The sequence below is a fragment of the Crateriforma conspicua genome (assembly GCF_007752935.1).
In the GTDB taxonomy this organism is placed as follows: domain Bacteria; phylum Planctomycetota; class Planctomycetia; order Pirellulales; family Pirellulaceae; genus Crateriforma; species Crateriforma conspicua.
This window is the reverse complement of record NZ_CP036319.1, coordinates 659203-671067: the sequence shown is the minus strand read 5'-3', so window position 1 is coordinate 671067 and position 11865 is coordinate 659203. Positions and strand designations below refer to the sequence as shown.

Sequence of the window (11865 nt, the reverse complement as noted above, 5' to 3'; positions counted from 1 at the left end):
AGGATCAAAACTGCGGTGCCGCAAACTTTGGCGGAAACCTAGACTGGGTGGACGCGTAACATACCCTTGGCACCGATGGGCCGCCGCAGGGGACCGTGACGAAAACCAGGGCCCCGGCCATCGGGTGCCAACGCCTCCGATGCCGCCATTGCCTTCTCCACCAACCCGACGAACTGATTGTGCTGGAACGACGCCTGCGACTGGGAACCTTTTTCGGGATCGATCTGTTCGTCCACTGGACGTTCGGATTGTTGATCGCGTACATGGTCGCCACGTCCTGGTCCGAAGGCCCCTTGGGCGTTGTCTACAGCGTCGCCCGTCTGTTCGGCGTCTTCTTGTGCGTGACGCTGCATGAATACGGTCACGCATTGACCGCCCGAATCTTTCATGTGCCCACGGTGGACATCACGCTGTTGCCGATCGGTGGCGTGGCCCGTTTGAAGCAGATGCCGCGTGTGCCTTGGCAAGAATTATTGGTCGCGGTGGCCGGCCCGGCGGTGAACGTGGTCATTGCCGGTTTGCTGATCCTGGGGATCTATGCCTTTACCGGCGGCGATCTGGGAATCCGCTTGGGATGGGACACCCAATCACAGATCGAACTGAGTGATCTGTTGATCGAGCCATCGATTTGGGGATTCGTTCTGACCATGTTGCTGGTCAACATCATGCTGATCGTGTTCAACATGATTCCTGCGTTTCCGATGGACGGCGGCCGTGTTTTGCGAAGCGGTCTGGCGATGTTGATGTCTTACCGCCGCGCGACGTTTATCGCGTCGCGGATCGGATTGTTGTGTGCCGCGCTGATGGCGTTCTATGCGTTGCAGGTGGGCGCTTTCATGCCGGTGTTCATCGCCGCCTTCATCGCCTTTGCTGGAATGAACGAAGCACGACAAGTCGACGTGATGGAATCCGTGCGTGGTCTGTGCGTGGACGATGTGATGGTCCGCGGTGTGGCTGGCATTCCGATGGACACGCCACTGGGTCGCGTTGCGTTCGATTGGAAAAACAACACGGCGGCGACCCAACCGGTCGTTTCACGAATCGGTACCGTGGTCGGTGTGGTGCGTTTGAAAGACGTCGGGGAAGCGATCGAACAACGCGTCGACCCGATGACGCCGATCGGCGGCTTGGCGGACCATTCAATCACACCCGCGACGCTGGACGAAGACTTGGAAACGATTCTGTTGTCCGGTGACCGCAACCAACGTGCGATCCCCGTGGTCGATGACGGGGGCATTTTGATCGGCATGCTGGATCTGGACACGCTGCTGCTGCGTGGAACGTTGAAATCCATCGTTCCCGCGGCGGCCGTGACGTCGCCGATTTCTGCGGCCGACCCCACCGGCGTTGAAAGCCTGGGACCCTACGATCCGCCGCCAAACCATCCCCCCCAGTTCGACGCACTGTCGTGACGACCGGCGGCCCGCTCCCATCCCCGGGACGGCCGAGCGTTTCTTGCAAACGATCATGCGGGTCCAGCGGATAATCCGGACAACGTGAGGCGCAAAGCGATCACGAGTGTCACGGCGCCGCGTTTCTGACCTATCTTGTCATGGACGGCCCCCGCTGCGCGGTGGCACCACCGCGGCCAATTCTGGCTTTCATGAAGGATTTTGCGCCAAGGATCCGCTAGGACCATGCCCACGATCCCAGACCGCCCCCTTCATCCCCGCCGTTTTTCGAATTTCCATGTCCGAATCGATCATCCAATTCCTGGAACGACTATTCGTCGGACCGGTCTGGCCGGCATCGGTCATGGTCGGCGTGATGCTGATCTATGCCATTGTCGTTGCGTTCGGCCTGCTGGACTTTGATTTCGGGCTGGGTGCCGACATCGATCCGGATGCAATGGAAATGGACGCCGGCGACATCGATCTCGGTGACGCCGATGCTTCGATGGAAACGGAGATTCCCGCCGGTGATGCCGCCTGGCAATCCGCCGCCGATGGCGGCACGGTCAGCGGCTTGGGTGCGATGACGGTCCGTTGGCTGAACCTGGGCAAAATCCCTTTGGTGATTTGGTGTTCGGTGTTCACGTCATTGTTTTGGGCCGTCAGTTACGCGATGTGGTACGGCTATGACCAAGACCATTTCGCACCGGCGCTGATCCCGACATTGTTGCTGACGACTCGCAACGTGGTCCTGGCAACACTGGCGACCAAGGTTCTGACCGATCGACTTGGTTTTCTGTCGCGACGCGGTCCGACGTACGAAGCCGCTCGATTGATCGGCAAAACGTGTCGCGTGTCCACCAGTGAAGTTTCGCCGACCTTTGGCCAAGGCGAATTCACAACCGACGCGGCGCCGTTGCTGTTGAACATCCGCACCACCGAAGGCACGGTCCCACGTGACGGCATCGTGCGGATCATTGATTTTGATTCCGACCGACGCATCTACACCGTCACGACCGCCGATGCGAACGCGGCCCAAGATTAAGGTGCCCTTGCCGATGACTTTCCCATTGCCCATTGTCGATTTAACACCCTTGTTGGACTCCACCATGCTTGCGCAATTGATCACCAACAGCGCTGCCGCCGATGCCGCGATCATCTTGATCGGCTTTCTGGCAATCAGCATCTTCATCGCCGCGGCGATCTTTAAAAAGTGTTACATCAAGGTCGGTCCCGATACCGCCCTGGTCCGCAGTGGTTCGGGCGGCCTGAAAGTGGCCACCGGCGACGGCATGTTCGTGGTCCCGCTGCTGCACCAACACGAATTCATGGACCTGACCCTGAAGTCGTTCGAGATCCATCGCCAGGGCAGCGAAGGCCTGATCTGTAAAGACAACATCCGTGCCGACATCAAAGTCGCGTTCTTCGTCCGCGTCGACAAAACGCCGGAAGAAATGAAGGAGGTCGCCCAGTCGATCGGTGCGAAACGCTGTGCCCAAATCGACACGCTGCGTGAATTGTTCGATGCGAAATTCAGCGAAGCCCTGAAGACCGTTGGCAAGCAGTTCGACTTCGTCGACTTGTACGACCAACGCGACAAGTTCAAAGAAGAAATCTTGAAAGTCATCGGGACTGACTTGAACGGTTACCGGCTGGATGATGCCGCAATCGACTACTTGGAACAAACGCCGATCGAACTGCTTTCGCCCAATAACATTCTGGACGCTGAAGGCATCAAGAAAATCACTGAGTTGACCGCCGATGAAAAGGTCAAGGAAAACCAGTTCACCCGCGACAAAGAAAAGACGCTGAAGAAACAAGACGTCGAAGCGGAAGAAACCATCCTGGAACTGGAACGGCAACGCGTCGAAGCAGTCGAAAAACAACAACGCGAAATCGCCGAGATCACCGCTCGCGAAAACGCCGCAGCCGCCAAAGTCCAAGAAGAACAACGTTTGGAAGCCGAACGTGCCCGCATCGCGACCGAAGAAGAAATCGGCATCGCGACCGAAAACAAAGAACGGCAGGTCTTGGTCGCAAAACGGAACAAAGAAAAAACCGATGCGGTGGAACTGGAACGTGTCACCCGTGACCGTGACTTGGAAGCCACCGAACGGATGCGTTTGGTCGGCGTCGCTGATGTCGAGAAAGAAAAAGCGATCGAAGTCGAAAAGCGAAACATCCAAGAAGTGATCCGCGAACGCGTCGCCGTCGAACGTGCGGTCGTCGAAGAACAGGAACGCATCAAGGACACCGAAGAACACGCCGCCGCCGATCGTCTGAAACGCGTCGAAGTGACCGCTGCGGAAATGGCCGCCGAACAAGAACTGATTCGCCAAACCAAACTGGCCCAGGCCGAACGTGACGCCAGTGAACTGTTGGCTGAAAAGATCCGCATCGAAGCGGAAGCCAAACGAGACGCCGCGTCCAAGGACGCTGAAGGTGCGAAGATGCTGGCCGAAGGCGAAACAGCAACCGCCGCAGCCGTCGGATTGGCCGAAGCCAAGGTCCAAGAAGCCAAGGCCGTTGCCATCGAAAAGGAAGGCTTGGCAGAAGCCAAGGTCATGAGCGAAACCTATCACGCCGAAGCCACGGGCATCACCGAAAAGGCCGAAGCGATGAAACTGCTGGACGGCGTCGGCAAGGACCACGAAGAATTCAAGTTGAACTTGGAAAAGACCAAGCAAGTCGAAATCGCTGCGATCGATGCACAACGCGGCATCGCCGAAAGCCAAGCCGGTGTGGTCGCCGACGCGCTGAAGGCGGCACGCATCGACATCGTCGGTGGCGACGGCGAGTTCTTCGACCAAATCACATCCGCGGTCAAGGGCGGCAAAGCCATCGACCGGTTCGTCTACAACAGCAAGGTTGCGACCGATATCAAAGACACGTTCTTTGACGGCAACGCCGACTACTTCCGCGAACAGCTGTCCGAATTGATCAGCCAATTCAATCTGGACACCGACGGCGTCAAAGACCTGTCGATCGCCGCTCTGATCGCCAAAATGATGGGCATGGCGTCGACCGATGACGTCCGCAGCCAGTTGACCAGTCTGCTGTCGATGGCGGGGACCGCCAACATCGCGGATCAAAAAGCCGGCCGAATGCTGTCGAAATCTTGATTCTCTGCGGTTCCCCATGGACACCACCCACGCGCCACACCCACCGTTGCAGCCGGCCTTGCCGCTGCGACGTGACGGCCGTCTCGGTGACCAATCGCCAACCATCCAGCCATCGATGAACGCCTAGTGCCATGACCGACACCCAGCTGGCCGCCGGGACGTACGAAGTCCTGCGTCAACGCATCCGCGATGCCGCCAAGGACCTGCGCGACCGACTGCGTCGCTTGAACGATTCACGCAGCGAAGTCTTTGGCAACATCGAAACGAAATTGGTGACGACCGAACGCGTCACCACCACACACAATTGTGTCCCGCGCGATCTGATCAGCGTCGGCGACCGCTTTCTGTTCGGATACAACGTCCAGTTCGGTTTAAAACTGGAAACCGAAATCGGCGACGTGTTTTCCGCCTATCGATTCGATGACCACCAATTCCACACCGAATCGCTGGACTTGATCGGCGACGACCGATTCCACAGCGATTTCGCCGAACTGTATCGATTCTATAAAGGCACGACCTTCGCCCGCTTTTTTCGCGACGGGCCATTGTTGCACATGGTCTTTCGCGTCGGCAAAACGCCGCGTGATATCAAATCGTTCAAATGGCGGATCGAAGATGACCGTTTGGTCTATGTCGACAACCGCAGCGAACACGAAGTCCGTGACCCCGCGCAGCACGAATTCCGCTGGACGCGAACCACCCGCGACCAACACGTCTACGGAAAACATCCGCACATCAGTCTGGATGACCGGGTCTTCGTCGAAACGGTCGGCGGCGATCTGACGATCAAGATCGAAGACAACACCGAAAGCGGCGAAGGCATCCTGGCCGAACCGGTCGAAAATCCGGATCAAACCCTGGACGACGCGGAGGTCTATTACGCGGTCGTCGGAAACTTGATTCTGATCCGGATCAAACCGTACCAAGAAAACACGTTCCGCCATTTTGTGTTCAATGGAAAGTTGGGCCAGGCGATGCGTCTGGACGAAATCGAACACGCTTGTGTGATGTTGCCCAGCGACCAGGGGCTGATTTTCCCCGGCGGTTATTATCTGCAGACGGGTCAGTTCAAACGCTTCGATCACGGCCTGATCGACATGCGTTACCAGCGGACCGTGGCATCGCCCAACGGCGAAGACTTTCTGTACTTGTTTTACAACCCGGAAAGCGGCACCTACATCCAGCTTCGCTACAACCTGATCAACCAAACCGTGGACACGCCGTTGGTCTGTCATGGCCAGACGTTTTTCCAGCGTGGCGAAATGGTTTGCTTCACCGGAAACGACCAGCCACAAAAACACCACGCGATCCAGGTCTGGCAGACCCCGTTTACCGGACCCGATTTTATCGCCGAACACCAAAGCGATTCGCTTCTGTTCAAAATCGGCAACCAAGAAATCGTTCGGGGCATGTCCGAATGCAACGAAGTGTTGCAACTGATCGACAAAGACGACAGCTATGAAGGTCTGTACGTCGACATTGCCAAGAAAACTGGCGACATCCTGGATTCATACTTTTGGATCGACAAAGCGGAAACACAGGAACTGAACCAGCCGCTGAATCAGATCCGCCAAGCGGCCAATACGGCCATCGAAGAATTTGAAAAGGTCGTCCGCGCAAAGAACGAAACGGAATCTGCGACCAAACGCGTCGCCAAAGAGATTGATGAATTGTTGAAGGCGGTTGATCGCAGCCGTTTCGAATCAATCGATGACTTCGTCGACGTCCTGTCAAAACTGCGACGTCAACGGGCCGCTGCATTGGCGTTGAAAGACCTCCGGTACGTCGATAAAACTCGGGTGCAATCCCTGGAAACGTCTGTCGTTGAAAAATCCGAAAGGATCAGCCGGCGGTGTGTCGATTTTCTTCTGGGCAACGACGCACTTGCCCCGTACACGCAACGCGTTGCAGAAATCGATGCGACGATCCGGCAAACGGAAACCGTTGCGGCCGCAAAAGAGATCCAGGAACGCATCGACCAAACGGCCGAACATCTGGAAATGCTGACCGAAACCGTCAGCAACCTTAAAATCGATGACACCACCAAACGCACCACCATCGTCGATAACATCGGCGACGTGCTGGCGTCGGTCAATCGCGTCCGCAGCGCGCTAAAGGCCCGAATCCAGGACCTTCAATCGGTCGAGGGTCGTGCGGAGTTTGCGTCACAGATGAAGTTGCTGGCCCAAAGCACGGCCGGATACCTGGACATCTGCGACACGCCCGCCAAGTGTGACCAGTACCTGACCAAGGTCATGTTGCAACTGGAGGAACTGGAAGGCCGCTTTGCGGAATTCGACGACTTCATTCCGCAATTGGCAACTCGGCGGGAAGAGATCTACGCGGCGTTTGAAAGCCGCAAGGTCGCGCTGGTCGAAAAGCAAAACCGGCGGGCACAATCGCTGGCGACCGCAGCGGACCGGATCCTGCAGAGCATCAAGTCGCGCATCGATACGATTGAAACTCCTGAGGAAATCGCCGCCTACTTTGCCGGCGATCTGATGGTTCAAAAGGTCCGCGACATCGTCGATTCGCTGGACGACTTGAATGATGCCGTCCGCGCCGAAGACCTGCGTGGACGTCTGAAATCGGCTCGCGAAGACGCCGTTCGGCAATTGAAGGATCGTCGCGAGTTGTACGAGGACGGCGGCGAAGTCATCCGTCTGGGCGACAAGCGTTTTGCCGTCAACACACAACCGCTGGACCTGACCACCGTCTTGCGTGATGGTCAAATGTGCCTTCACCTGACCGGCACCCAGTACTTTGATCCTCTGCACGATGCGGCGTTGGAAGATGCCCGCGATCTTTGGGATCAAGCATTGATCAGCGAAAACCGCGATGTCTATCGTGGCGAATACCTGGCATACGACCTGTTTCGTTCAATCAGCAGCGGCAGGCTTCCAACCGAACTTGACGCGGACGATCCCGAGGCATTGCCGCAATGGACCACATGGGTTCAAAAACAGATGGCGGGTCGTTTTGAAGAAGGCTATGCCAAAGGCGTGCACGATCATGATGCGGCGATCGTGCTGACCACGCTGCTTGCGATGGACCGGCAACTAGGGTTGTTGCGTCATTCGCCAACGGTCCGCGCGGCGTCACTGCTGTGGCTGAAGAAGCTAGCCGACACCGCCACGCAAAAATCGTTTTCTGATTGGGTCGGCGGCTACGGCCGACTTGCCAAAGCCTATCCCAACGCCACACCGGCGCGTCAATTTCACCAGCAATTGTGCGACGCAATCACCGCACAATTCGATGAATTTTCGTCTCTGTTTGATTCGACTTTGACTCCGCAGCGGATGGCTGACTACCTGTTCGACCAACTGACGACATCCGTCCGCAAGTCGACGATCAGCCGTGACGCGGCAGAACTGTACACACAGTTCCAAACCGCGGGAAAAATGCCGGCCACTGGAAAACCATCCAGTGTTTCGGCGACGCAAGCCTTTGTTCTTGCCCGCAACTGGGCAGACGCACATATCGATTCGCTTTCCGATTCCGATCGTCAAAAGGCCATCGCGCACCGCAATGAACTGGCCTTGTTGATCCAGTGGGGTGGTGCAGATTCGTTCAAGACCGCCACCGCCACGACGGCCCAAATGCTTTCCGGAATCGTTGGCAGCCATTCACGGATCAGCGGTGGCAAGTTGTCGTTGGACTATCACGAGTTCACCGACCGAATGAGCCATTACGTCCGTTCGGTCGTTCCGAGTTTTCAGCGGCTACACGAATCAAAAAACCGGATCGTCGAACAGTCGCGTGACTCCATGCGTTTGGATGAATTCAAACCAAGGGTCTTGACCAGTTTTGTCCGTAACCGGTTGCTGGACGAAGTCTATCTGCCGCTGATCGGTGACAACTTGGCCAAACAAATCGGTGCCGCGGGTGACGGCAAACGCACCGATCGTATGGGACTGTTGCTACTGATTTCGCCACCGGGGTACGGCAAGACGACGTTGATGGAATACATCGCCAATCGGTTGGGGATCGTCTTCATGAAGATCAACGGCCCGGCGATCGGCCACGGTGTCACTTCGCTGGATCCCGCCGAAGCCCCCAACGCCGCCGCCAGGGAAGAAGTCCAGCGATTGAATTTAGCTCTGGAAATGGGTGACAACGTGATGCTGTACCTGGACGATATACAGCACACCAACCCGGAACTACTGCAGAAGTTCATCTCCTTGTGCGATGCGACGCGGAAGATCGAAGGTGTCCGCGACGGCAAAACACGTACCTACGATTTGCGTGGTCGTCGTGTCGCGGTTGTCATGGCGGGCAACCCCTACACCGAATCGGGCGAACGGTTCCAGATCCCCGACATGCTGTCCAATCGTGCGGACGTGTACAACTTGGGCGAAATCATCGGAGAATCTTCCGATGCATTTGAAATGTCGTATTTGGAAAACTGCTTGACCAGCAATCCAACCCTCGCACCGCTATCGACCGCGCCACCATCGGACGCCCGCGCCATCATCGCCGCGGCCCAGCGTGATTCGATGGAAGGGATCGAACTGGAAACCAAGATCAGCCCCGACCAGTTGAACGACATGTACGAAGTCATTCGCAAACTGTTGCGTGTGCGTGACGTCGTCTTGAAAGTCAACCGAACCTACATCCAAAGTGCCGCCCAAGCGGATGCCTATCGAACTGAACCACCGTTCAAACTGCAAGGCAGCTACCGAAACATGAACCGGATCGCCGAAAAGGTCGCGCCGGTGATGAACGACCGCGAATTGCAGTCACTGATCGTCAGCAGCTATGAACAAGACGCCCAGACGCTGACCACGGATAACGAAGCGAACATGCTGAAGTTCCGTGAACTGCTGGGCGTCCTGACACCAGAACAGAAAGAACGTTGGGACGGCATCAAATACGCCTTCGTCGAAAGCGTCCGTATGTCGGGCCTGGACGACAGCGACACGACCGGGCAATTGCTGCGGCAACTTGCGTCGATGCGCGACGGTCTAGAATCGATCCGTGCGGTCATCAGCCGGGCGATCGCGGTCGGTGATGAAGACCAACAACGCCGCATGGACCAACGTGTCGAATCGATCCGAGACGGACTGGTCACTTCGGGAGCTCAGCTTTCCGAATCCCTGAACACCACCGCCGAACGTCTGGAACAAATTGCCCGACAACAAGCGACGTCACCACCGGACCAAAAAGTGCTGGTTCAACACAAAGTTCCCCGCGTTCTAGCGGAGTTGGTCAAAGGGCAGTTCCACTTGATGCAGGAATGGCTCCGTCCGATCCTACAAAACCAGATCGAAAGTGGCAGCGACTTGCAACAATTGCAGCAGCAACTCGATCGAATGGTAAAAACCTACCAAGACGTCGAAAAGGCCTTTCAAGATGGGAAGACCGACGAGGGTCCTTAACCTCGATGTTCCGCGGGTGATTGCTGCTTGACGCCGGACGCTTGGCCCAGGGTGTAAACGGTCAATCCCGTCAAATCTTGCCTCGGTCGGCCGAAGGCCAGACTGCTGATCATTCCGACCACAACACAAGACGTGATGCCCGTTGCGGTATACAAGAAACCGTTGACCTGTGTGAATCTCCACAGACAAAACATCACGGTGGCACCGACAAGGGCACCAATCATCGCACCCGTTGCATTGGCACGTCGGGTCAATGCGCCAAGAACAAACAAACCGCCCAGCACGCCCATGAACAGACCGATGACACGCAAAAACGTGTCAAATAACGATTTGATTTCAGGGTTCACAAACACCAATCCCAATAGCGTACCGACAACGCCAATCAGAAAAGTGCACCACCGGGCAGCGGTCAAATAACCGGTTTCGGAACGGCAAACGTTCAACGGTCGCATGAAGTCGGTCACAACCGCGGTCGCCGCGGAATTCATGCTGGTCGAAACGGTCGACTGAGCGGCAGCAAAAACACCGGCCACGATCAATCCGGCAAAACCTATCGGCATCTCCCGAGCGATGAACAGTGGAAAGACCTGGTCGGTGGTGATCGTCGGATCAAGCTTGCCGGGATGCGAATGATAATACGCAAACAATGCCGTTCCGATCCCGAAGAACAAGATCGTCGCCGGAATGGTTAGCACCGCATTGGCCCAAATCGAACGCGCTGCCAACCGCGTATCCGCGGTCGTCTTGTAACGCTGCACCCCGGCCTGATCGGCGGTGGAGGACGAAATGTTCTGGGCAAAGGCCCCCACGACGATTTCATCAAACCGACGTGCCCACCTTCGTATCGAGTCGAAAGACTGCACATCGTCCTGATGTCCCAACAGGTTCGATCGGGGTGCATGGCGAAATCCGTCGGCGTGTCAGACGCGCCAATCTGGGACAGGCCACACAAACTTGCTTTCCCACCGTGGTGCGAAGACAATGCGGGCTGATTTCCCGCACGTTTGCGGCGCAGTGGCGTCTTCCGACGCACGTCGCTCCGCGATTTCAATGAAAGCCCGCCGATGTCCCAACCTGATGAAAAAAACGTTCTTTCACGCCGTCAAGCCATCGCCGGAACCGTGGGCGGTGCGGCTGCAGGCCTTGCCGCAACCACCAGTGTCACATCCGCCGATGACAAGCCCGCCACGGCAACCGAGAATGTCGATGCCAAGCAGGGCCGGCTGAATCAATCGGTGTGCAAGTGGTGTTACAAGATGTTTTCGCTGGAGGAGATGGCTGCCACAGCCGCCAACCTTGGATTGGTCGGCATCGACCTGTTGGGCCCCAACGACTTTCCCACGCTGAAAAAGCACGGATTGATCTGCACGATGGTCAGTTCACACTCCCTGGGCAAAGGCCTGTGTGACACCAAGTATCACGATGAAGCACTGGAAAAGATGAATGCGGCGATCGAAGCGACCGCAAAGGAAGGCTGGCGGAACGTGATCTGTTTCAGCGGCAACGCGAGAGGCATCGATCGCGAAACGGGGATGAAGAACTGTGTGGATGCCCTCAAGAAAATCACCCCAGTGGCGGAAAAACACAACGTCATCCTGAACATGGAATTGCTGAACAGCAAAGTCAATCACCCCGATTACATGTGCGACAACAGCACCTGGGGCGTCGAACTGGTCAAACGCGTCGGCAGTGACAATTTTAAGTTGCTGTATGACATCTATCACATGCAAATCATGGAAGGCGACATCATCCGCACCATCCGCGAAAATCATGATGCGTTTGGTCACTATCACACCGGTGGCAATCCGGGACGGCACGAGTTGGATGAAACGCAAGAACTGTATTACCCGCCGATCGCCCAAGCGATCGCTGAAACCGGATTCGACGGCTATTTTGCCCATGAATTCATTCCCGCCGGCGATCCGCTTGCGGGACTGACCGACGCCGTCCGACAGTGCGTGGTCTAGCAACCGG

Annotated in this window: 5 protein-coding genes and 1 pseudogene; 5 read left to right on the top strand and 1 reads right to left on the bottom strand. The window is 56.6% G+C overall.

All coding sequences use genetic code 11. From position 1 onward, the window contains the following. Window positions 1-179 precede the first annotated feature (179 nt). From Mal65_RS02525 to Mal65_RS02510, 4 genes are all read left to right on the top strand, one after another. Window positions 180-1412 carry a site-2 protease family protein gene (locus tag Mal65_RS02525; RefSeq protein ID WP_145293364.1) on the top strand — a complete coding sequence of 411 codons (1233 nt, stop codon included), beginning with the start codon at window positions 180-182 and terminating at the stop codon, window positions 1410-1412. Between the two features lie 277 nt (window positions 1413-1689). Next, complete coding sequence (locus Mal65_RS02520; RefSeq protein ID WP_145293362.1) at window positions 1690-2436, top strand: OB-fold-containig protein; 747 nt, start codon at window positions 1690-1692, stop codon at window positions 2434-2436. 64 nt (window positions 2437-2500) lie between these two features. Further along, window positions 2501-4513, top strand: coding sequence for a flotillin family protein (locus tag Mal65_RS02515; RefSeq protein ID WP_145293360.1), 2013 nt, complete (start codon window positions 2501-2503; stop codon window positions 4511-4513). A gap of 131 nt (window positions 4514-4644) precedes the next feature. Next, complete coding sequence (locus tag Mal65_RS02510) at window positions 4645-9891, top strand: DNA repair ATPase (protein WP_145293358.1); 5247 nt, start codon at window positions 4645-4647, stop codon at window positions 9889-9891. Here Mal65_RS02510 and Mal65_RS02505 read toward each other — a convergent pair. Then, window positions 9888-10706, bottom strand: a pseudogene (locus Mal65_RS02505) (sodium:solute symporter family transporter); the annotation flags it as partial. The gene Mal65_RS02510 and the pseudogene Mal65_RS02505 overlap by 4 nt on opposite strands. Before the next feature lie 249 nt (window positions 10707-10955). On the opposite strand from Mal65_RS02505, the gene Mal65_RS02500 reads away from it, so the two are divergent. Then, entirely contained in the window at window positions 10956-11858 is a 903-nt protein-coding gene (locus tag Mal65_RS02500; protein WP_145293353.1) for a hydroxypyruvate isomerase family protein, read from the top strand. Window positions 11859-11865: the final 7 nt, after the last annotated feature.

Bases quoted from the DNA above. Each gene is read 5' to 3' on its own strand.
- Mal65_RS02520 (WP_145293362.1), top strand. From the start codon at position 1,690: ATGTCCGAATCGATCATCCAATTCCTGGAACGACTATTCGTCGGACCG.
- Mal65_RS02515 (WP_145293360.1), top strand. From the start codon at position 2,501: ATGCTTGCGCAATTGATCACCAACAGCGCTGCCGCCGATGCCGCGATC.
- Mal65_RS02510 (WP_145293358.1), top strand. From the start codon at position 4,645: ATGACCGACACCCAGCTGGCCGCCGGGACGTACGAAGTCCTGCGTCAA.
- Mal65_RS02500 (WP_145293353.1), top strand. From the start codon at position 10,956: ATGTCCCAACCTGATGAAAAAAACGTTCTTTCACGCCGTCAAGCCATC.